Consider the following 19958-nt stretch of genomic DNA (forward strand, 5'->3'; position numbering starts at 1 on the left):
CGTGACGGCCGCCGTGTGCCGGGTGGGAGTGTGGAGACAAAACCGGGGTGAGCGATATGCGGATCCGGAAAATACTGCTCGTCATACCGTTGCTGGTCTTGGACCTCGCCGCCTGCGGGCAGCCGGCGGTCCTCGTCAAGGTGGGCAAGGCGGTGCCGGTGCCGCAGAGCACCGGCGTACCCGCCTGCGGCGCGTGGCTCGGGGATACACCGGTGCTGCCGGACGTCGTACGGCTCTAGTTGAACGGGTCCAGGGTCAGGTACGCCGTCGCCGGGTTGCCGTCGTTGACCAGGGACTCGTAGTGGCCCACGTCGTCGAAGGCGAACGCGTACGCCTTGCCGTCCGCCATCTGCGCGTGGATCTTCTTCGCGTACTGGTTCGTGACGGCGTCCAGGTAGAACCCGGCCGGGCTCGGGTCCGGCTGGTTCGCGTTCGTCAGCAGCGTCGAGCGGTTGAAGCCCGCGCAGAGCGTGCGCGAGATCTGGCCGCGGACGTCGTTCGGGGCGTCGAGGTTCTTGTAGCAGCCGAAAACGCTGTCGGAGTCGGGTTTCTGGAACGCCGTCACGAACCCGCCGGACGTGTTCGTGAAGTTCATGACGGTGCCGGAAACGCGGCCGGAGTACTTCACGTTCGGCTGGTCCGCGACGGGTGTCACGGTCAGCGTCGACGAGCTGTACTTCGTCCAGACGCGGTTGATGTAGTCCTGCAGCACGTTCGCGGGCAGCGCGCCGGCCTCGATGCCGTGGCCGGGCGCGAGCGCGCGCAGGACCGTGCCGTCGGAGCGGGTCCGGATCAGGTTGGCCCAGCCGCCGGCCTGTCCGCGCAGCGAGTTCAGGAAACCGTTGTAGCCGCCCGCTTTCAGGTGGCCGGTGTTCTTCGTGGTGCCGCCGACCGGCTGCACGCCGACCGCGTACGGCGCGGAGAACATGTCGACCTGGGTGCTGTTGATCCAGAGCCCGCCGTCGTTGAGCGTGTACTCCGACCAGTTGAAGAGGATGTTCACGTTCGGGTCGGACGGGTTCTGGACCGCCGGCTGCACCAGCCCGCCGGTGGTGAGCTTGAAGACCAGCTTCTGCCCGTAGGAGAAGTAGATCCGGCCGGAGAACTTCGGGATCCGGATGGTGATCGACTGGCCGTTCGCGGGCCCGGCGATCGACGCGTCCGGCGCCGGGGTCGGCGGGTTCCCGCCGGCCGGCCAGGCGTGGAACGCGCCTCCTGCGTCGGCCCAGCCCTGCTGGCCGGTCGCCAGGTAGGTGCCCAGGTCGTAGAGGTAGATCGGGTCGGCGCGGCCGGAGTTGTTGGTGATCTTCAACGGGATCGTGGCCGGCACCGCGTCGGCGGCCGGGGCGAGGGCGGTCGCGAGCCCGGCGGCGACGGCGGCCGCCGCGGCCAGGGTCGTCAGTCGCCGGAAGAACGGTCTGGTGCGCACGGGCGCCTCCTCGTCGAGGCCGGTGATCGCAAGTTGTCCAGACCATTGCACGGGGCGTCGGGAACGGTTGTCAAAGGCTGATAATTATCAGCCACCGTACGGAGCAGCGTCAGGAGATCCGGCGGACCGGCTCCCCGCCCAGCAGGCAGTCGAGGTCGATCCGGCCGCCCGCCGCCGCGAGGACGGCGTCGATCGCCAGGTCGACGTCCAGCTTCCGGCCGTGCTGGTCGGCGTACGCGCGCATCAGGTTGCCGATGTGGCGTTCGGGGTTGCGCCACGTCGGCCAGCGCATCGAGGCCCGGTTCGCCAGCTTCGTGAAGTCCGTCTGACGCTCCGTCACCTCGAGCAGCCACTCCAGGTAGACGCGCATCGCGTGCAGCGCGCTGTGGCCAGGGGTCGCCACCGGGCCGTGGCCGGGGACGACGGTCCGCGGGCGGAACGTGTCCTGCAGCCAGGCGAGCGCGTCGAGCCAGCCCGTGATCGAGCCGTGCACGGCCAGCGGCGTGTCGCCGACGCTCACGAGGTCGCCGGTGAAGAGCGTGCCCGAGCGCGGCTCGTGCACCACCAGGTCACCCGCCGTGTGCGCGACGCCCGGCACCGCCACGACGTCGGCGAACGCGCCGCCGAGGTCGAGGCGCTGCCAGCCGGCCACCTTCCGGACGGCGGCCGGCTCCGGCGGCTCGAGCACGCCCCACTGGGTGTAGGTGAAGACGTTCCCGTAGGTCTGCGGGCCGGCCTTGACGAGGTCGACGCTGCCGGGGGCGGCCAGTGCCGTCCCGCCCTCGCGCAGCGCGACCCCGACGCCGTTGTGGTGCTCACCGTGCGCGTGCGTGATGGCTACGGTCAGCTCCTGCTCGCCCGCGTACTTGCGGACGTCGCGCATCAGCTCCAGCGTCGCCTGCTCGGTGCCGCACGTGTCGACCAGCACCACGCCTTCGCTGCCCTGGATCCAGCCGCAGTTCGAGACGAACCACTCCGCCGGGCTCTTCACGTACGCGACCACGCCCGGGCGCGCGTGCCGGAGCGGGACGATGTTCGATGTGACGGCCGGCATGGTTCCTCCCCTGGACTGACGAAGCGGTTAACGACGGGGGCGCGAGCAGGTTGCGGAGTTTTACCCGGCGATAACCCAGCGCTGGTTGGCTGCCGCCGAACAGGTCCGGATCTGCAGCCGGGTGCCGTCGGCCGACGAGTTCCCGGTCGCGTCGAGGCACTTGCCCGACTGTGGGTTCAGCAGCGTGCCGTCCGACCGCGCCTGCCACGTCTGCGCGCCGGTGGCGTTGCAGTCCCAGAGCTGGACGAGGGTGCCGTCCGCGGTGCCGCTGTTGGCGACGTCGAGGCACTTGCCGAAGGCGCGGATCGTGCCGTTCTGCCTGGTCCAGCGCTGGGCGGGGGTGGTGTTGCACGTCCAGAGCTGCACGGCCGTGCCGTTGGCGGTGTTCGACGCGCTGACGTCGACGCACTTGCCGCCGAGCCCGGTGATGGTGCCGGCGGGGTAGGGCGTGCCGCTCGCGATGAGGTACGCGCTGGTCGCGACGTTCCAGTGGGTCGCCAGGTAGCTGCCGGGCGCCGGATTGGTGTTGAAGTAGTCGTCGCCGAGGCAGTCGAACTGGTTCTCCGGCGCGCCCGGGCAGACCTTCACGAGGGTGCCCGGCGGGTTCGGGAGGCCGCCGTCGTCGTAGCACATGATGTCTTCGTCGTCCCAGCAGTGACCGAACGCGCTGGAGTGCGGCGCGCTGCCCTGGACGGCGCCGAGGGTGTGGAGCAGCTCGTGCCCGGTGGCCTGCCAGGACCAGCAGCCGGTGCCGACCGTGGCGTAGTGCGGGCCGGCGTTGTACGGGTTGGCCGAGCCGGGGCTGTCGTTGCCGCCGTTGCCGAAGGCGAGACCGCAGCCGTCCTTGTCGTACCAGACGATGTACTTGCGGTCGGCGCGGTTGTAGCCCTGCGCCTTGATGGCGTTGGTGATCGTGTCGACGGTCGCCATGTCGGACTGGGCGATGGTCACGTTGTTCACGGTGGCGCGGCAGCTGGAATCGGTGACGTACCGGACGTGCCGCACCCCGCCGCCGAGCCGGCTCGCGGCCTCGACGAAGCCGTCGTCGATCTGGCTCGCGAAGGTCTGGAACTGGCCGGCGAACTGGGCGTAGCGGTCCGCCTGGGTGGTGCCGCGGACGTAGAGGGCCTGTACCCGCTTGCCGCTGGTGCCGTCGCCGTCGCAGACGGTGGACATCGGTGCCGCGGCGGCGGCCTGCTCCCTCAGGTGGCCGGGCAGCTGTTCGGTGCCGTCGCCGCCGGCCGCGGTGGCCGAAGGCAGCAGTGCGGTGGCGAAGACCAGGGCGGTGCTGAGCGCGGCGAGGCGCCAGGTTCTCGCGGTCATGGGGGAGTTCCGCCTTTCCCGGTGCGACAGGGGACGAGAAGTGCGGTCTAGACCACTGAGGATGATAGGCAGCGGGTGAGCGGGCTGTCACTGACAAGAACGGACAGCCTGGGGTGAATCGCCCACGGGATTTTCGATCGTACGATTGAAAATGATCTTTCGGACCGCTGGGCGTCAAGGTCTTGACAGTCGATCTCGTACGTTCATACTGGTATATACCTTTATGGGAGGGTCCGGGAAAACCGAGGGGGGCTTCGCGCTCGCGGGCCGACGGAAGGTCTGAGGGGTCCTTCCGTCGGCCGCGCGAAGCCGTCGTTGAAACCTCCGGTCACAGACCGCGTTGACACAACTACTGGTACGAACCAGGATGGGTGCTGCCGGCCGGGAGGAGACACATGGCGGGGGCACACGTCCGGATCGACAACCGGCTGATCCACGGGCAGGTCACCGTCGCGTGGACGCGGCGGCTCGGCGTGCGCCGGCTGGTCGTCTGCAACGACGACGTCGCCGCCGACGACCTGCAGCGGGTACTGCTCCCGCAGGCCGCCCGCGGGCTGCCCACCGACGTCTGCACCGTCGCCGAAGCGCTCGAACTGACCGTCGGCGCGGACGTCATGATCCTCGCGAAAGACCCCGGGGACGCCTTTCGCCTGGTCGAAGGCGGGTTGCGGCCCGAAACGGTCAACGTCGGCAACGTCGCGCCGCGCCCCGGCACCGCCTACACCATGGTCACGCGCTCGATCGCGGTCACCGCGGACGAGGCCGACGCCTACCGCAAGCTCGCCGCCACGGGCGTCCCGCTGGTCACGCAGCTGATGCCCCACGACAAGCCCGCCGAATTCGTCCCGTTGCTCGACCGGAAAGGGCTCTAGCCCCGCATGCTCGTCGCGCTGGCCCTGACTCTGTGGGCGATCTACTGCACCTACGACGGGCTCGGCCCGTTCCTCATCTACGCCCAGCGTCCGCTGATCGCCGGCTCGGTCGCCGGGCTGATCGTCGGGCACCCGCTGCTCGGCCTGCTGATCGGCGCGACGCTGGAGCTGGCCGCCCTCGGTGTCTACACCTACGGCGGCGCGACCATCCCCGACTACCAGACGGGCGCGATCGTCGGCACCGCGCTGGCCGCGGGCGCCGCCGGGGACACGTCCGCCCAGGTCGCGATCGGGCTCGGCGTCGGGCTGCCGGCCGCGATCCTGCTCTCCGCGCTCGACCCGGTCGGCAAGATCATCACCACCGGGCTGGTCCACCGGGCCGACGGCTACGCCGCCGACGGCAACGCGCGCGGCCTCGCGCTTATTCACTGGATCAGCCTGGTGCCGTGGGTGGCGGTGCGCGCGATCCCGACGTTCCTCGCCGCGCTCGCCGCGTCCGGCGGCCTGGTCAAGGACATCACCGCGAGCATCCCGGCCGGGTTCGTGCAGGGCATGACGCTCGCCGGGTCGCTGCTGCCCGCCGTCGGGTTCGCGCTGCTGCTCGGGATGATGGAGCTGTCGCGGTACTGGTACCTGCTGCTGATCGGGTTCGTCGCGTTCGCCTACCTCCACGTGCCGCTGCTGGGCATCGGGTTGATCGGCGTCGCGGTCGCGATGCTGTTCGTGACGCTGAAGCGCGACGAACCGGCGCTCGCCGTCCCCGAGGCGGCCGAAGAGTCCACTGTGGACCCACGGCTGACCAAGCAGGACCTGCGCCGCGTGTTCCGCCGGTACTTCTGGTCGAGCCAGATCTCCTGGAACTACGAGCGGATGCAGGCGCTCGGGTTCGCGTACTCGATGGAACCGGTGCTGCGCCGGCTCTACCCGGAGAAAGCCGACTACGTCGCCGGCCTGCAGCGGCACCTGCAGTTCTTCAACACCTCGGTGCTCATCGGCGGCCCGCTGATCCTCGGCTCGAGCGTCGCACTGGAGGAAGCGGGCACGCCGAAGTCGGCCGCGAGCACGAAGGTCGCGCTGATGGGGCCGATGGCCGGCATCGGCGACACCGTCGTCTTCGCGCTGTACAACAGCATCATCTTCACCATGGGCGCGTCGTGGGCGCTGCAGGGCAGCTGGCTCGGCCCCGCCTTCGCCGCGGTGATGGTGCTCGTGCCGTACGCGCTGGTGCGGCGCTGGCAGTTCGGGTTCGCCTACCGCGAAGGCAAACGGCTGGCCGGCCACCTGGCCGCCGGCGCGCTCGCCCGGGTCGCGCAGGGGGCGACCGTGCTCGGGTTCGTCGTGCTCGGCGGGTTCATCCCGTCGATCGTCAAGGTCGTCACCACGCTGACCTACCGTCAGACCACGACGGTCCAGGGGCAGCCGGTGACTCAGGCCGTCGCGATCCAGGACCGGCTCGACGAGCTGGTCCCGTTCCTGCTGCCGGTGCTCGTCACCGCCGGGGTCTACCTGCTGACGGCCAAGGCCCGCCTGCGGCCCGTCTGGATCATCGCCATCGTCGTCGTCGCCGGGGTGGCCCTGGGGTGGCTCGGCTGGTTCGCGCCGTCGCCCCCGGCGAAAGGTTAGGAGACACCGCCATGTCCGTTCCGATCATCCTCGCCGGGCACGGGCGGCTGCCCTCCGGTGTGGGGGAAGCCGCCGAGATGATCCTCGGCCCGCAGTCGCGGCTGAAGGTGTGCGAGCTGAGCCCGCGCGACAGCCCGGAAGAGTTCGGCGCCCGGGTGCTCGCGCTGCTCGGCGACGCCACCGAGGCGCTCGTGCTCGCCGACCTGCACGGCGGCTCGCCGTTCAACGCCGTCCGCGCGCTCGCGCACCCGCGCCTCCAGCTCGTGTCCGGCCTCAACCTGCCGATGCTGCTGGAGGTCCTGCTGCACACGACCGACGACGTCACCGAGCTCGCCGGGGTGGCTCGCGCCGCCGGCCGCGACGGCGTCGTCGACGTCCTGGAATCGACCTGGTGACCGCCGCGCTCCTGCTCGCCGCGCAAGACGTCCGGATCACGCCGGGACCCGGGCACCCGCTCGGCGGCTACCTGGCCAGGGACGGCGTCGCGACCGGCACGCACGACGACCTCGAGGCGTCGCTGATCTGGCTGTCCACCGAGGACGACCCCGGCGTGCTGTGGGTGGCGCTCGACGCGCTCGCGGTCGACGCCGGCCTCACCCGCACCCTGACCGACGCCGTCGCGGCCGCGGTGGGCATCGACCCGGCGCGGGTGCTCGTCTGCGCGTCGCACACGCATTCCGGGCCCGAGGGCTGGACCGGCCCGCTGCACCCCGGGCTGCCGGGCCGGCGCGACGCCGGGCTGGTCGGCCGCATGGCGGAGACGGTCACCGGCGCGGCGCTGCGGCTGCGCGCGTGCCGCGGCCGCGTCCGGGCCAGCTGGCACGCGGGGGCGACGGAGGCCGTCGGCGGCAACCGCTACCGGCCGGACGGGCCGCACGACACGTCGTTCGGGGTGCTGGAGCTGCGCCGCGACGACGGCACGCCGGCCGCGCTGCTGTTCGACTACGCCAGCCACCCGACCGTGCTGGGGCCCGACAACCTGACGTGGTCGGCGGACTGGCCGGGCGCGACGCGGCGCGAGCTGGCGGCGCTGATCGGCCAGCCGGTGGCGGCGTTCCTGCAGGGCGCGGCGGGCGACGCGAGCTCCCGGTTCGTCCGGCGCGGCCGCGACCACGCCGAGGTCCGCACCCTCGGCGGCCACCTGGCGACGTCGATCGCCCGGACACTGGCGGCGGCCTCCGCGACGGCGGAAACCGGCCCGGTCCGGGTGTCCCGGTCGGCGCTGTTCCTGCCCTACCGCGAGGTGCCGTCGCTCGAGGACAGCCTGGAGCTGCGCCAGTCGGCCGAGCGCGAGTGGCAGCGCGAGCTGGCCCACCACGGCGAGGACCACCCGGCCGTCCGGATCGCGCAGACCCGTTACGAAGGCTGCGCGATGCTGGCGGCGATGGCGGCGACCGACCGCCCGACGGGCTGCGCGGAGGTCCCGGTCAGCGTGGTGACGCTGGGGGAGATCGCGTGGCTGCACACACCGTTCGAGCTGTTCGCGTCGCTGGGGCTGCGCATCCGGCGGGGAAGCCCGTTCCGGCACACGCGGGTGATCGGCTACACCGACGGGTACCTGGGGTACCTGCCGGACGCGGAGGGGCATCGGGGCGGGGTGTACGAGTCGTACGTGACGCTCTTCGGGCCGGACGCGGGGGACGTGCTGGTGGAGCACTGCCTGCGGCTGCTCAAGACGCATCACGGCCGCCCCACCTAGGCCATTCGAGGGGGAACCCGAAGCCGAGCACGGTGACGGCCAGCATTCCGGCGCCCGCCAGGAAGAACACCGTGCCGAGCGAGGGGTTCACGTCTTCGGGCAGCGCCGGGCGGACGAACCGGCCGGGGTCGTACAGCACGGTGAACCGTTCCCCCTCGACGGTGTCCGCGAAGCCGCGCAGATCACCGCGCAACGGCGTCGAGCCGCCCGGCAGGACGAGCGTGGCGTCGTGGGAGGGGCGCGCGGGCGCCACCTCGATCAGGATCGGCGCGCCGCGGTGGGTCAGGACCAGGTCGGTCACCAGGCCCGGTCCGGAGAAGGCCAGGACGAGCAGGCCCAGCATGGTGAACGTCAGCTGGCCGAAGTCGTCGCCCGGTGTCCAGGCGCCCCGCCGCCAGGCGACCGCCCACAGGACTGCGCCGAGCACGCCGAAGCCACCCACGAGGACGCCGCCTTCCCCGATCCGGGTTTCCTGGTGGGCGGCCCAGACGGAGATCGCCGCCGAGGCCACGAGGACGCCGGTGAACACCAGCCGCCGGTGCGCCTTCCGCCGGTGCCAGGCCGAATCGTCCTCCGGCGGGGGCGGGCTCGGCTTCGGACTCCGCTCGGGCTTCGGCTTCCGCTTCGCGCGGGGACGGCGGGTGGACCACGCCGCGAGCGCGGCCGTCGACCCCACGAGGGCGGCGAGTGCGAAGAACTTGCTCCGGCGTGCCATGCGGTCCTCCCCGGCGTCCGTGCTGGGGAACACGCCGGAGGAGGCACCGGGGTTGCCCGGTCAGACCGGGCTGCGCCGAGCCTGGGTGAACACCGTGTAGCGGTCGGCGCGGTAAAGCGAGCGGCCCGCTTCGATGACGCCGCCGCTCTGGTCGTGGAGCGTGCCTTCGATGATCAGGCACGGCTGGGTGGGCTCCATGCCGAGCAAACCCGCGTCGAGGGTGTTCGGCAGGACCGCGGAGATCGCCGTGTCGTTCCACTCCGCGTGCACGCCCCAGCGCTCCTCGAGGGTGCGGTGCAGGGACTGCGTCTCCCAGTCGAACAGCTCGATGTCGGGGAACCGGTCGACGGACAGGTTGGTGCGCTCGACCGCGAACGGCTCGTCGTCGACGTACCGCAGGCGCTCCAGCCGGAACACGCGCGCGCCCGGGGGAACGTTGAGGCGGCCGGCGATGCGCGGGCCCGCGCTCAGGACCTCGGCGTGCAGCACCTTCGTCTTCGGGATCACGCCGCGGGCCTTCATGTCCTCGGTGAACGACGTGAGCATGTCGATGTGCGGGGCCTGGCGGTCGGCGGTGAAGGTCGCGGTGCCGTGCTGGCGGTAGAGGACGCCGTCGGAGACCAGGCGGTTGATCTCCTGGCGCACGGTGCCGCGGGCGACGCCGAAGTGCTCGGCGAGGAACCGTTCGGACGGCATCAGCCGCCCGGGACCGGCCTCGGTCGCGACGGCTTCGATGATCTCGCGGAGCTGGTCGCCCTTGGGTCGCCCCGGCTGCAGCGCGTCCGGGAGCCGGAGATCGCTCGCGGGGACGTGTTTCGGACGAGGCATGGCTTCAGTATGTCGCGCGGACGGGCCGGAGGTAACACGCGCGGCGGGTGAGGTCCGGGAAAACGGCTTTCCCACCGGGAGATGGAGTAATTCCGGCCGGTGTCATCCGGTCGCGCGGCGGGCGAAGTCCGCGAGGAACCGTTCGGCCAGCGCTTCTCCCGTCACGTGCCCGACCGACCGGTAGAGCCCCCGTGCTTCGCGCGCCGTCCCGTCGGCGAGCATCGAGCGGCCGGCCGCGCCCTCGACCGCCGCCAAGCCGAGCAGCGCCTGTGCCTCCAAAAGCCGGTAACCGCCCGCGCGTGCGGCGTCCAGCGCCGTTCGCGCGTGCTCGCCCGCTTCCGGCACCCGGCCGGCCGCGGCCAGCACCCACGCCAGCGTCGCCGACGCCTCCGCCAGCTGACCCCGCAGACCCGACTCCGCGGCCAGTTCCCGGGCCTCGCTCAGCACGCGCTCCGCCGAGGCCAGGTCGCCGCCGGCTTCCGACGCCCGGCCCAGCGCGATCAACGCGGCCGCTTCCACCTGGCGGTCGCCGTCGCGGCGGACGCGGTCGAGGGCCTCTTCCGCCGTTCGCGCCGCCACGCCGTGGTCGCCACGGGCGCCTTGCAACGCACTCAACGCCGTGAGCGCGGTCGCCTCGCCGAAGCTCGAACCGAGGCCGCGGAACGCGCTCAGGGATCCCTCGACCGCTTCCGCGGCCTCGTCGAAGCGTCCCGTCTCCAGCAGCACCCAGCCGAGGTCGGCCAGGTTCGCGGCCTCCCAGAACCGCAGATCTTCCCGGCGGCACAGCGCGACGGCCTCGCACAGGCAGTCCTCGGCTTGCTCCAGCCGGCCCAGCTGCCGGTAGTGGCAGCTCAGCGAGTTCAGCGCGAGCGCCTCGCCCGAGGGGTTGGCCAGCTCGCGGAACAGCTGGATCGCGCGCCGGCTGTGTTCGACGGCTTCCGAGAGCCGGCCGGTCCACTCCAGCATCGACCCGAGGTTCGCGACCGCCGTCGCCTCGCATTCGCGCCAGGCGCACGCCCGGCTGGCCAGCACCGCCTTCTCCGAGTGCCGGATGCCCGCCTCGTGCTGGCCTTCGCGGAAGTACGCGCCGCCGATCGACAGGTGCACCAGCGCCTCGGCCGGCTGGGCGCCGTGCTGCTGGGCCGCGTGCAGGACGATCGGGGCCAGCTCCAGCCACTCCGCGCGGCGCCCGTGGTCGTGGAAGAACCGCCGCAGCGCGTCGGCGAGGTACCACGCGGCGGGGTACGGCCCCCGCGTCGCCGCCAGCCGCAGCGCCGCCGCCAGGTTCGGCACCTCGACGTCCAGCCAGGCCACGGCTTCCGCGGCGTCGGCGAACGCGATCGGGCTCGGCGCCGCCGGGGCGTCTTCGCGGGGGAGCTTCACGATCCGCGCGCCCAGCAGCGCGACGGCGGCGTCCGCGGCCGCGCAGTAGCCGGTGAACAGCCGCTCCCACGCCTTTTCGCGCGACGTTTCGTCTTCGTCGGCGCGGACGCACCGCTCGGCGTAGCGCCGGGCGAGGTCGTGGAACCGGTAGCGGCGGGGCGCGTGCGCCTCCAGGAGGTTCGCCGCGGCCAGCCCGCGCAGCCGCCGGGTCGCCTCCTCGGCCGGCACGTCCAGCAGCGCCGCGGCGGCGACCGCCGTGAAGTCGGCGCCCGGCACCAGCGCCAGCAGCCGGAACGCGTGCCGCAGCGCGGACGGCAAGGCTTGGTAGGACACCGAAAACGCCTTCGCGACGGCGCTTTCTTCGCCACCGTCGAAGCCGAGCTGGGCCAGGGGGTCGCCGCGCAGCTCGTCGACGAGCTCGCCGAGGCTCGCGACCCCGGTGTTCGCCGCCGCGATCCGCAGCGCGAGCGGGTGGTGGCCGCAGAGCCGGGCCAGTTCGTCCGCCGCTTCGGGTTCGGCGGTGACCCGCTCGCCGAGCAGGGCGGTCAGCAGTGCGCGCGAGTCGTCCGCCGGCAGCTGCGTCAGGCCGAGCGACCGGGCGCCGGTGCGCGCGACGAGCTCGTCGAGCCGGTGCCGGCTGGTCACCAGCACCCGCCCCGACGACGGCAGCAGCGGCAGCACCTGGGCGGCGTCGCGGGCGTTGTCCAGCACGACCAGCGCCTGCCGGTCGGCCAGCAGCGACCGGTAGAGCTTGCTCTGGTCGTCGATGCCCGGCGGCACGTCCCGCAGGTCGACGCCGAGGGTGCGCAGCAGCTGGGCGAGCGCGGCGGCGGGGGTGAGCGGCTCGTCGTCGGCTTCGAAACCGCGGAGGTTGACGTACAGCTGGCCGTCGGGGAAGCCCGCCCGCGCGGTGTGGGCCCAGTGCACGGCCAGCGCGGTCTTGCCGACGCCGGCGGTGCCGGTGATCACCCAGACGTCGCCCGGCTCGTCGAGCGCGGCCAGCTCCGGTGCCCGGCCGGTGAACCCGCGGACGTCCAGCGGCAGCTCGGCGGGCCGCGGCACGACCGGGCCCGTGGCCGGCACCGGTTCGCCTTCACCGCGCAGGATCCGCATCCGCAGGTCCTGCAGGGCCTGGCCGGGTTCGATGCCGAGCTCGTCGACCAGCAGCTCGTGCGCCCGCGCGTAGGTTTCGAGGGCTTCCGGCGTGCGGCCGCAGCGGTGCAGCGCGAGCATCAGCGCGGCCCGCAGCCGTTCCCGGAACGGGTGCTCCTCGACGATCCGGCGCAGCTCGCCGACGACCTCGCCGTGCCGCCCGGAAGCCAGTTCCTGCTCGTACAGCTCCTCCAGCACGACGAGCCGGCGTTCGGCCAGCGCCGGGCCTTCGTACTCGGCCAGCGGCTCGCTCACCCCGCCGAGCGGGGTGCCGTCCCACAACGCCAAGGCGGCCCGCAGGTGCGTGACGGCCGCCGCGCCGGACGTCGCCCTCGCCCGGGCGACCTCGTCGTCGAACACGTCGAGGTCCCGGTCACCGGGAGCGACCTCGATCACGTAGCCGGGCGCGCGCCGGACGATGACGTCACGGCCGAGGAGCTTCCGCAGCTCCGAGATGTGCACCTGGAGCCGGCCGCGGACGCTCGGCGGCGCGTTCTCGCCCCAGGTGAGGTCGATGAGCCGGTCTTCGCCGACCACGCGGTTCGGGTTCAGCAGGAGCGCGGCCAGCACGGACGTCTGCTTCTGGCCACCGGGCCGGACGGCGCCCGCGTCGCCGAGGACCGTGACCGGCCCGAGCAAGCGGTAGCGCACGTGGAGCCCCCAGAAGGCCGACCGAAGCGGAACGGAAGTGCCGTGCCCGACCCTATCCCCGGCCGAGGAGAAAAGGGGGCCGCGGGTGGACACCGACGACGGACGCCTGCTGTTCGTCTGCTTCCCGGACGCGGGGGAGGCAGCCGGCCGGTACCGGGCGTGGCGCGATCCGCGGATCGCGGTGCACGTCGTCGAGCTGCCCGGCCGGGGCGAGCGCCGGGAGGAGCACTCGTACCGGGACATGTGGCTGCTGGTGGAGTCGCTCGCGGCGGAGCTGGCCGGGGTGCTCGCCCGCCCGCACGTGCTGTTCGGCGCGGGGCTCGGCGCGCTGGTGGCCTACCGGCTGGCGCAGCGGCGGGTGGCCGCGGGACTGGGGGTTCCGCGGGCACTCGTCGTGGCGCACCAGGCGCCGCCGGACCGGGCCGCGCGGGCCGTGCCGGAGCAGGCGGCCCGCGCGGACGTCAGCCTGCTGGCCAGCGACGCTCACGTGCCCGTGGCGCCGCCGCTGCCGTGCCCGATCCGCGGGTTCGGCGAGCCGCACGTGATGACGGGCTGGGGCGAGCACACGAACGCGGGGTTCGTGCTCGCCCCCGCCCGGGCGCGGGACAGCGGCGCGCTGCTGCGCGACGCCGTCCTGCGCGCCGGCTACTTGGTGTCGGCGCTGGCCGTCCCGGGCCGGGGCGAGTCACCGATGTAGGGACCGACGCCGATGGACGGGCCGGTCTGAGGCGGCTTCTCGGCCGCCTGGGCGGCGGGCGCGAAGACGAGGGCAGCCACAAAGGCCGTGCCGATGACGGCCTGGAGCAGACGGGCGTTCATGGTTCGACTCCTCAGGTTCGGATTGCGGCCGATCTTGCCCGAACCGGCTTCCATATCGCTTCCCTTTGCCGCGGGTGGTCGTCCGGTCACCGATCGTCCCTTGTGGAGGAATCCACCCGCTGGGACCATCGATCGTCATGGGGAGTGACGACGCGAACACGATTCTGCGCATGGCCGGCCTGGCGACCCCGATGGCGTTGCGGGTGGCGGTGACCCTCGGCCTGCCCGACCGGCTCCGCGGGGACGAGGTCGCCGTGGAGCGGCTGGCGGAAGACCTCGGCGTCGCGCCGGTCCCGCTCGGGTTGCTGCTGGGTCACCTCACGACGCTGGGGTTCTTCGAGCGGACGGCCACCGGCTACCGGACCACCGGGTACGGCGAGCACCTCTGCGGCGACACCCTGACCGGCGTGTTGCTGAACCTGGACACCGCGGGCGGGCGCGCCGAGCTGGCGTTCGTCGAGCTGCTGCACAGCGTCACCACGGGCGAGCCCGGCTACGACCGCCGGTACGGGCGCGACTTCTGGGGCGACCTCGCCGAGCACCCGCCCCTGCGCGAGTCGTTCGACCGGCAGATGACGCACCGGCTACGCGCCGATGCCCCGCAGCTCGCGGCCGGGTACGACTGGGGCCGGTTCGCCACGGTCGTCGACGTCGGCGGCGGCCCGGGCACGCTGCTCGCCGCGATCCTGGCGGCCCACCCCGGCACGCGCGGCCGGCTGGTCGACGTCGACGTGTCCGTCGCCGCCCGGACCTTCGCCGCGGAAGAGCGGGCATCGGTGGTCGCGGGCAGCTTCTTCGACCCGCTCCCGGCGGGGGCGGACGCCTACCTGCTGTGCGACATCCTGCACGACTGGGACGACGAGCACGCCGGGCGCGTCCTGGCCCGCTGCGTCGAGGCGGCCCGCCCGGACAGCCGGGTGCTGGTCGTCGAGGCGGTCGGCGGGCGGCGCGGCCGCACGGACATGGACCTGGCCATGCTCGTCATCTTCGGCGGCCGGGAGCGCCGGGTCGCCGAGTTCGAAGCCCTCGCGGCGCCTCACGGCCTGGTGCTCGACGCGGTGACGGACGTGAGCGAGGGGCGGTCCGTGCTGGAGTTCGGCATCGGATGAGTTCTGCGGTGTCTCTGACCGGCGCGTTCGTCGACTCGACCCCGCTTCGCGGGTCGCCGGCCTTCCGGCGGCTCTGGCTGGGCGCGCCGGTGGGAGCGGGGATCCCCGGCTTGCGCCGCTTCGCGACGCCCGCCAAAGCTGCGGCGGAGTTAGGGGCGGCAGGCGGTGCCGGGTCGCCTTGCGAGCGCGGGTGGTGCTGGGGTTCGGCGTCGGGCGGTGCCGATTCGCCTGGCGGTGAGGGTGGTGGGCAGGTGCCGAGTCGCGTGGCCGGGCTGGGTGCGCGGCGGACCGCGGTGGAGCAACTCGCCACCCTTTCGGCAGAGCGGGGCGACGGTCGTGGCACCCGCGCTGACCCCCGCGCGAAGGCGTGACGGCAGCGGATCCAGCGTGATCGCCGGGGCATCGCCCGTGTTTGGAGGGGCATCACGCGTGTTTGGAGGGGCAACACGCGTGATTGGCGGGGCATCACGTCGTGGAGGGTGGCCGTAGGGCGCTGACCGGCGCCGGTGCACGGGTGGACCTGAACTGTGCACGCCCGGGCATGGCGTGGGCTTCCGCCGGATCCAGCTGCCCGGTAGTTCTTTCCTGACGACACACCTTCGTCCGTCCGGAAAGGACCGAAATGATCAAGCGAATCCGCACGGCCGCACTACTCGCGGTCGCCGCGGCGGGGCTCGTCGCCGCGCCCGCGCAGGCGACTGTCCAAAGTGGAAGCGGCACCATCGGCGACCCCTGGGTGCCGACCCGTGCCGCGCACGTCACCTGCCAGACCGCCACCCTCTTCGGCAACTACACCGCCGGGCAGGGGCACTCCGACCCGATCGCGACGCTCGTCCAGGGCAACTACATCGGCGTCCGCTACATCACCTCCGACCACAACTCGGCCGACGTCTTCTGGCACAGCACCGGCAAATGGGGCTTCCTCCTCCGCGACTGCTTCGCCTTGAACTGAGCCCTGAACCGAGCCCTGAACCGAGCCTTGAACCGAAAGGGAAGCCGATGAAACGCGCCATCCTCACCACCACCCTCGCCGCCGCCGCGGCGATCGCCGCGGCCCCCGCCGCCGAAGCGGGCACCGTGCACGAGATCTGCGCCCAGGACCTCTACGTCCGGACGCAGCCCGCGGGCGTCATCGTCGGCACCCTCTACCGCGGAGACCACTTCGAACTGTCGCGGTACTCGCCCAGCGGTGACTGGGCCGAGGGGTACGCGATGGGCCACGTGAACCAGCGCGGCTGGATCCAGGCCGGCTGGTTCTGCTGACGCTCAAGGGAGCTTGAGCGAAAGCACGTCCGGCACCGTCACCAGGCTGCCGTAGAGGTTCGCGTTCCCGCCGATGGCGAGGACCCGGTGCGCCGGGGTCGCCGCGCAGACCACCGACGCCCGGCCGTGGGGGAGCAGCGTGCCCAGCAGCACCCATTCCCCCGTGCGGACGTCGAGGACCTCGGTCGTGCGGTCCCGGGCGGTCGGGTCCTCGATCGGCGCGGGACCGCCGCCCGTCACCACGATCCGGTCGCCCACCCGCACCGCACCGGGTGCGCCGCGCCGCTTGCGCATCGGCGCGACCGCCTCCCAGTGGTCGGCGTCCGGGTCGTACCGCTCCACCGAGTCGAGCGCGTTCTGTTGCCGGCTCGGCAAACCGCCGAGTGCGTACAGGTGCGTGCCGGTCGCGACGAGCCGGAACCGGGCCCGCGGCGTGAGCATCGGGGCCACCGGCGCCCAGTGCCGCGTCGCCGGGTCGAAGACGAGCACGGCGTCCGTGGCGTGCTCCTCCGGATCGCTGTCGCCGACGAAACCGCCTGCCACATAAAGCTTTCCGCCCAGTCCGGCCGCCGACGCCGCACCGAGCGGCACGGGCATCGGCGGGCTCGCCCGCCATTCGTCGGACGCCGGGTCGTACACCTCGACGACGTCGGTGGTGCGCTCGTCCGCGGTGATCCCGGCGGCGGCGTAGATCAGCCCGCCGACCACGCCGGCCGCGTGGTTGCCGCGCGGGGTGGGCATCGGGCTGACGTAGCGCCACGCGCCGCTGCCCGTGACCTTGCGCGTCTCCACCGAGCCGAAGCCCACGTTCCCGTCGGTCCCGCCGAGCACGAAGACGTCGTCCCCGACGGTCGCCACCTCGTGGGCGAACCTCGGCGACAGCATCGGCGGCCGGTACTTCCACGACACGTTCATCGCGCACCCCTCCATTCCGCCCCGCCAGAGTCTCCGAAGACGATCTGTTTGTTACCGCTTCGGCCGAAATTGGTTTTTCGCTGCCCGGTGCGCGCGGACGATTCCTTTCCCGATGGGTCATCCGCTGTAGTGCGCTCGGCTGGATGGCGTACATCGATCACGCTGTGTGGCGGCTTCTCGTGGGTTTGTTTCCCCTGGTGATCACCGTCCGGTCAGTGGATTACCCGTTTGTACGCCGTTCAAGGTTTCCCGAATCGATATTTGCGGACCCGGAAAACGTCATCTACAGTCCGGCGATCACGGCTGTACGAGCCGGATTCCGTGATCGAAAAGATTCCTTTCCGAGGAGTGTCATGCTCAAACGCGCCTCGACCCGCCGGTTCGCCGTGCTCGCGCTCGTCCTCGCGCTGGTGAGCGCGTGCAGCCAGCGAGGCGGGTCCGGCAGCGGCGGTACCGTCGAAAAGCCGGCGATCCGGGTCGCCATCTTCTCCGCCGTCGACCTCGCCACCTTCTGGCTCGCCCAGGAAGGCGGCTACTTCAAGGCCGAAGGGCTCGACGTGCAGGCCGACACCGGGGCCAGTGGCCAGGAGGCGCTGACCCGGATGACGAACGGCCAGGACGACCTCGCGCTGTCCACCTACACCCTGTTCTTCCTGGCGAAGAACAACGGCACCGACGTGAAGCTGATCGCGGACGCCACCTCGGCCAGCCCGCGCAGCAACGAGCTGGTCACCGTGCCGAACTCGCCGGTCAAGACGGTCGGTGACCTGAACGGCAAGCGGATCGCCATCAGCTCGAAGAACGCCGCCTCGGACGTGCTGACCCGGTCGGTGATGCGCGACCACGGGGTCGGCTTCGACAAGGTGCAGTGGGTGCCGATGCCGTTGCCGGACATGGGGACGGCGCTGGCGCAGGGCCGCGTCGACGCCGCCTACCAGCCGGAACCGTTCCTCACGCAGTCGGCGAAGGTCGCCGGCGCGTTCCCGGTCATCGACGCCGCCAGCGGCAGCACGCAGGCCTTCCCGCTCACCGGCTTCGGCGCGACGGCGAAGTGGGTCGAGGCCCATCCGAAGACGATGCTCGCGTTCCAGCGCGCGATGCTCAACGCCACGCGCGCTTCGGTCGACCGCGCGCGGATCGAGCCGCTCGTCGTCCGCAACGCCAAGGTGGACCAGGACATCGCGAGCCTGATGGTGATGCCCGCCTTCGGGTCCACCCTGGACGCCCGCCGCATCCAGCGGGTGCCGGACCTGTTGCAGCAGCTGGGCGTCGTCCAGACGAAGCTCGACGCTTCCTCGATGATCACTCCGCAGGCCAGTACCGGCTGACCGGGAACCGGCGGGAAAGGGCGGGTGCGCTGAAGAGCGCACCCGCCCTTTTCGCGTTCGCGGCGCCTCTGCCGTCGTGAGAACTTCCCCCGGCGCGCGGGCTTTCCGAAATTCACGGACCGCCCGCGTCGATCCGGTTTCCGGCGGTTCGCACCTTGACACGCCCGGCGCCGCACTCCACCCTCTTCATACCGACCGCGCGGTACGGCCTGGTCCACATCGTGGGACAGGGGAGACGGGAGAGTCGATGATGACACTTCTCGGGGAGGCTCGGCCCGGCGAGCCTGTGCCTGGCGAGGACCTGCTCGTGGTCGATGGTCTCACCGTGCGGTTCGGCGGGCTCACCGCGCTCAACGACGTCCGCCTCGGCGTCGACGCGGGCACCGTCGTCGGGGTCATCGGGCCCAACGGCGCCGGGAAGACCACGCTGTTCAACGTCATCTGCGGCTTCGTCCGGCCCCAGTCCGGCCGGGTGCTGTGGCGCGGCGAGCCACTCGTCCGCCACCGCCCCGAACACCTCGCCGGACTCGGGATCGTCCGGACCCTCCAGGGCCTCGGCCTCTTCGCCGGCCTGACCGTGCTCGAGAACGTGATGGCCGGCGCGGGCCGCCACGCGAAGACCGGCCTGCTCCCCGCCCTCGTCGGCGCCGGGCGGTCGGCGCGCGACGAAGCCGGCCTCGCGCACCGGGCCCGCGTGACGCTCGGGGAGCTCGGGATCGCCGACCTCGCCGACCGGCTACCGGGCGTTCTGCCTTACGGCGTGCGAAAACGTGTCGCCCTCGCCCGGGCGCTGGTGGCCGAGCCCGACCTCCTGCTGCTCGACGAACCCGCCAGCGGGCTCTCGGCCGCCGAGCTCGTCGAGCTCTCGACGTTGATCCTCTCGCTGCGGCGGCACATGGCGGTCGTGCTCGTCGAGCACCACATGGACCTCGTCATGCAGGTCTGCGACCGGGTCGTGGTGCTCAACTTCGGCGAGGTGATCGCGGCGGGGTCCCCGGCCGAGATCCAGGCCGACCCCCGCGTGGCCGAGGCCTACCTCGGCGATCCCGCCGAGGAGGCGCCCGGTGCTTGAGATCGACGAGCTTTCCGTGGCCTACGGCGCCGTCCGCGCGCTCGACGGCGTCAGCCTGACGGTCGACCGCGGCGGGATCACCGCCGTGCTCGGCGCGAACGGCGCCGGCAAGACGACGCTGCTGCGCACGATCAGCGGCCTCCAGCCGGCCCGCGCCGGCCGGATCACCTGGGACGGCGAGGAACTCACCGGCCGGGCACCCGACCGCATCGCCCGCGGCGGGGTCGCGCACGTGCCCGAGGGCGGCGGCGTGATCACCGAGCTGACCGTCGACGAAAACCTCCGGCTGGGCGCGCTGTGGCGCCGCGACCGCGCCGACCGCGAGGCCGCGCGCAAGGAGATGTACGAGCTCTTCCCGCCGCTGGCGGAACGTTCGGCGAAACCCGCCGCGACGCTGTCCGGCGGTGAGCGGCAGATGCTGGCCATCGGGCGCGCCCTGATGAGCCGCCCGGAACTGCTGCTGCTGGACGAGCCGTCGCTCGGCCTCGCCCCGCTGATCACCGCCCGGATCATGGGGATCCTGCGGGACCTGCGGACCTCGACCGGGCTCACCGTGGTGCTCGTCGAGCAGAACGCGCACAGCGCGCTGTCCATCGCGGACAACGGGTACGTCCTCGCGCTCGGCAGCGTGGTGGCGGTCGACACCGCGGCGGAGCTGCTGGCCGACGACGGCCTCCGCCACGCCTACCTCGGTTTCTGACGCTCTGACCGGTTAATGGAGGT

At 72.4% G+C, this 19958-nt stretch carries 20 protein-coding genes; 12 read left to right on the top strand and 8 right to left on the bottom strand.

The window, feature by feature from the left end; all coding sequences use genetic code 11:
• The first annotated feature begins 98 nt into the window (after positions 1 to 98).
• Complete coding sequence (locus AA23TX_RS21680; RefSeq protein WP_230862652.1) at positions 99 to 239, top strand: hypothetical protein; 141 nt, start codon at positions 99 to 101, stop codon at positions 237 to 239.
• Here AA23TX_RS21680 and AA23TX_RS21685 read toward each other — a convergent pair.
• The 3 genes from AA23TX_RS21685 to AA23TX_RS21695 form a co-directional block, all read right to left on the bottom strand.
• Positions 236 to 1429, bottom strand: a complete 1194-nt coding sequence (locus AA23TX_RS21685) for a glycoside hydrolase family 64 protein (protein ID WP_155544704.1) — start codon at positions 1427 to 1429, stop codon at positions 236 to 238. The genes AA23TX_RS21680 and AA23TX_RS21685 overlap by 4 nt on opposite strands.
• 109 nt (positions 1430 to 1538) lie before the next feature.
• Positions 1539 to 2483: an MBL fold metallo-hydrolase gene (locus tag AA23TX_RS21690; RefSeq protein WP_155544705.1), complete on the bottom strand. Its 945-nt coding sequence runs from the start codon at positions 2481 to 2483 to the stop codon at positions 1539 to 1541.
• 60 nt (positions 2484 to 2543) lie between these two features.
• A complete protein-coding gene (locus AA23TX_RS21695) occupies positions 2544 to 3806 on the bottom strand; it encodes a ricin-type beta-trefoil lectin domain protein (RefSeq protein ID WP_155544706.1) in 1263 nt (420 codons plus the stop codon).
• 395 nt (positions 3807 to 4201) lie between these two features.
• On the opposite strand from AA23TX_RS21695, the gene AA23TX_RS21700 reads away from it, so the two are divergent.
• From AA23TX_RS21700 to AA23TX_RS21715, 4 genes are read left to right on the top strand one after another with little or no spacing between them, the layout of a single operon-like run.
• Positions 4202 to 4678, top strand: coding sequence for a PTS sugar transporter subunit IIB (locus AA23TX_RS21700; RefSeq protein ID WP_155544707.1), 477 nt, complete (start codon positions 4202 to 4204; stop codon positions 4676 to 4678).
• Between the two features lie 6 nt (positions 4679 to 4684).
• Entirely contained in the window at positions 4685 to 6301 is a 1617-nt protein-coding gene (locus tag AA23TX_RS21705) for a PTS system mannose/fructose/sorbose family transporter subunit IID (protein ID WP_155544708.1), read from the top strand.
• Between the two features lie 11 nt (positions 6302 to 6312).
• The gene (locus AA23TX_RS21710) at positions 6313 to 6696 is read left to right on the top strand and encodes a PTS sugar transporter subunit IIA (RefSeq protein ID WP_155544709.1); all 384 of its coding nucleotides are present in this window, start codon (positions 6313 to 6315) and stop codon (positions 6694 to 6696) included.
• Positions 6693 to 8000 (top strand): hypothetical protein, encoded by a 1308-nt coding sequence (locus AA23TX_RS21715; RefSeq protein ID WP_155544710.1) that lies wholly within the window; start codon positions 6693 to 6695, stop codon positions 7998 to 8000. Before AA23TX_RS21710 ends, AA23TX_RS21715 begins: the two co-directional genes overlap by 4 nt.
• Here the strand turns inward: AA23TX_RS21715 and AA23TX_RS21720 are convergent.
• From AA23TX_RS21720 to AA23TX_RS21730, 3 genes are all read right to left on the bottom strand, one after another.
• The gene (locus tag AA23TX_RS21720; RefSeq protein WP_155544711.1) at positions 7972 to 8715 is read right to left on the bottom strand and encodes a hypothetical protein; all 744 of its coding nucleotides are present in this window, start codon (positions 8713 to 8715) and stop codon (positions 7972 to 7974) included. The two genes, AA23TX_RS21715 and AA23TX_RS21720, sit on opposite strands and share 29 nt — an antisense overlap.
• 60 nt (positions 8716 to 8775) lie before the next feature.
• Positions 8776 to 9543: a GntR family transcriptional regulator gene (locus AA23TX_RS21725; RefSeq protein ID WP_155544712.1), complete on the bottom strand. Its 768-nt coding sequence runs from the start codon at positions 9541 to 9543 to the stop codon at positions 8776 to 8778.
• Positions 9544 to 9645: 102 nt separating this feature from the next.
• The gene (locus AA23TX_RS21730) at positions 9646 to 12729 is read right to left on the bottom strand and encodes an AfsR/SARP family transcriptional regulator (protein WP_155544713.1); all 3084 of its coding nucleotides are present in this window, start codon (positions 12727 to 12729) and stop codon (positions 9646 to 9648) included.
• 85 nt (positions 12730 to 12814) lie between these two features.
• Here AA23TX_RS21730 and AA23TX_RS21735 point away from each other — a divergent pair, with 85 nt between their 5' ends.
• Complete coding sequence (locus AA23TX_RS21735; protein WP_155544714.1) at positions 12815 to 13426, top strand: thioesterase II family protein; 612 nt, start codon at positions 12815 to 12817, stop codon at positions 13424 to 13426.
• Here AA23TX_RS21735 and AA23TX_RS21740 read toward each other — a convergent pair.
• On the bottom strand, positions 13375 to 13638 hold the full coding sequence (locus AA23TX_RS21740; RefSeq protein ID WP_155544715.1) for a hypothetical protein: 264 nt from the start codon (positions 13636 to 13638) through the stop codon (positions 13375 to 13377). The two genes, AA23TX_RS21735 and AA23TX_RS21740, sit on opposite strands and share 52 nt — an antisense overlap.
• Positions 13639 to 13685: 47 nt before the next feature.
• On the opposite strand from AA23TX_RS21740, the gene AA23TX_RS21745 reads away from it, so the two are divergent.
• The 3 genes from AA23TX_RS21745 (at position 13686) to AA23TX_RS21755 (ending at position 15920) form a co-directional block, all read left to right on the top strand.
• Positions 13686 to 14657 (top strand): methyltransferase, encoded by a 972-nt coding sequence (locus AA23TX_RS21745; RefSeq protein ID WP_155544716.1) that lies wholly within the window; start codon positions 13686 to 13688, stop codon positions 14655 to 14657.
• 622 nt (positions 14658 to 15279) lie between these two features.
• On the top strand, positions 15280 to 15609 hold the full coding sequence (locus AA23TX_RS21750) for a hypothetical protein (protein WP_155544717.1): 330 nt from the start codon (positions 15280 to 15282) through the stop codon (positions 15607 to 15609).
• A gap of 47 nt (positions 15610 to 15656) precedes the next feature.
• Positions 15657 to 15920, top strand: a complete 264-nt coding sequence (locus AA23TX_RS21755) for an SH3 domain-containing protein (RefSeq protein WP_155544718.1) — start codon at positions 15657 to 15659, stop codon at positions 15918 to 15920.
• A gap of 3 nt (positions 15921 to 15923) precedes the next feature.
• Here AA23TX_RS21755 and AA23TX_RS21760 read toward each other — a convergent pair whose 3' ends face one another.
• Positions 15924 to 16835 carry a Kelch repeat-containing protein gene (locus AA23TX_RS21760; RefSeq protein WP_196425474.1) on the bottom strand — a complete coding sequence of 304 codons (912 nt, stop codon included), beginning with the start codon at positions 16833 to 16835 and terminating at the stop codon, positions 15924 to 15926.
• Between the two features lie 353 nt (positions 16836 to 17188).
• On the opposite strand from AA23TX_RS21760, the gene AA23TX_RS21765 reads away from it, so the two are divergent.
• The 3 genes from AA23TX_RS21765 to AA23TX_RS21775 all read left to right on the top strand — a co-directional run bounded on the left by AA23TX_RS21765 (position 17189) and on the right by AA23TX_RS21775 (position 19935).
• The gene (locus AA23TX_RS21765; protein ID WP_155544720.1) at positions 17189 to 18163 is read left to right on the top strand and encodes an ABC transporter substrate-binding protein; all 975 of its coding nucleotides are present in this window, start codon (positions 17189 to 17191) and stop codon (positions 18161 to 18163) included.
• A 250-nt stretch (positions 18164 to 18413) separates the two neighbouring features.
• Positions 18414 to 19235: an ABC transporter ATP-binding protein gene (locus AA23TX_RS21770; RefSeq protein WP_155547216.1), complete on the top strand. Its 822-nt coding sequence runs from the start codon at positions 18414 to 18416 to the stop codon at positions 19233 to 19235.
• Positions 19228 to 19935, top strand: coding sequence for an ABC transporter ATP-binding protein (locus tag AA23TX_RS21775; protein ID WP_155544721.1), 708 nt, complete (start codon positions 19228 to 19230; stop codon positions 19933 to 19935). The genes AA23TX_RS21770 and AA23TX_RS21775 overlap by 8 nt, the downstream gene beginning before the upstream one ends.
• Positions 19936 to 19958 lie beyond the last annotated feature (23 nt).

The sequence above is a fragment of the Amycolatopsis camponoti genome (assembly GCF_902497555.1).
Taxonomy (GTDB): Bacteria; Actinomycetota; Actinomycetes; order Mycobacteriales; family Pseudonocardiaceae; genus Amycolatopsis; species Amycolatopsis camponoti.

Excerpts from the sequence above, each read along its gene's own strand:
- AA23TX_RS21725 (WP_155544712.1), bottom strand. The coding sequence starts at position 9,543 with ATGCCTCGTCCGAAACACGTCCCCGCGAGCGATCTCCGGCTCCCGGAC.
- AA23TX_RS21705 (WP_155544708.1), top strand. The coding sequence starts at position 4,685 with ATGCTCGTCGCGCTGGCCCTGACTCTGTGGGCGATCTACTGCACCTAC.
- AA23TX_RS21700 (WP_155544707.1), top strand. The coding sequence starts at position 4,202 with ATGGCGGGGGCACACGTCCGGATCGACAACCGGCTGATCCACGGGCAG.
- AA23TX_RS21750 (WP_155544717.1), top strand. The coding sequence starts at position 15,280 with ATGATCAAGCGAATCCGCACGGCCGCACTACTCGCGGTCGCCGCGGCG.
- AA23TX_RS21765 (WP_155544720.1), top strand. The coding sequence starts at position 17,189 with ATGCTCAAACGCGCCTCGACCCGCCGGTTCGCCGTGCTCGCGCTCGTC.
- AA23TX_RS21720 (WP_155544711.1), bottom strand. The coding sequence starts at position 8,715 with ATGGCACGCCGGAGCAAGTTCTTCGCACTCGCCGCCCTCGTGGGGTCG.
- AA23TX_RS21755 (WP_155544718.1), top strand. The coding sequence starts at position 15,657 with ATGAAACGCGCCATCCTCACCACCACCCTCGCCGCCGCCGCGGCGATC.
- AA23TX_RS21770 (WP_155547216.1), top strand. The coding sequence starts at position 18,414 with ATGACACTTCTCGGGGAGGCTCGGCCCGGCGAGCCTGTGCCTGGCGAG.
- AA23TX_RS21710 (WP_155544709.1), top strand. The coding sequence starts at position 6,313 with ATGTCCGTTCCGATCATCCTCGCCGGGCACGGGCGGCTGCCCTCCGGT.
- AA23TX_RS21695 (WP_155544706.1), bottom strand. The coding sequence starts at position 3,806 with ATGACCGCGAGAACCTGGCGCCTCGCCGCGCTCAGCACCGCCCTGGTC.
- AA23TX_RS21760 (WP_196425474.1), bottom strand. The coding sequence starts at position 16,835 with ATGAACGTGTCGTGGAAGTACCGGCCGCCGATGCTGTCGCCGAGGTTC.
- AA23TX_RS21745 (WP_155544716.1), top strand. The coding sequence starts at position 13,686 with ATGGGGAGTGACGACGCGAACACGATTCTGCGCATGGCCGGCCTGGCG.
- AA23TX_RS21690 (WP_155544705.1), bottom strand. The coding sequence starts at position 2,483 with ATGCCGGCCGTCACATCGAACATCGTCCCGCTCCGGCACGCGCGCCCG.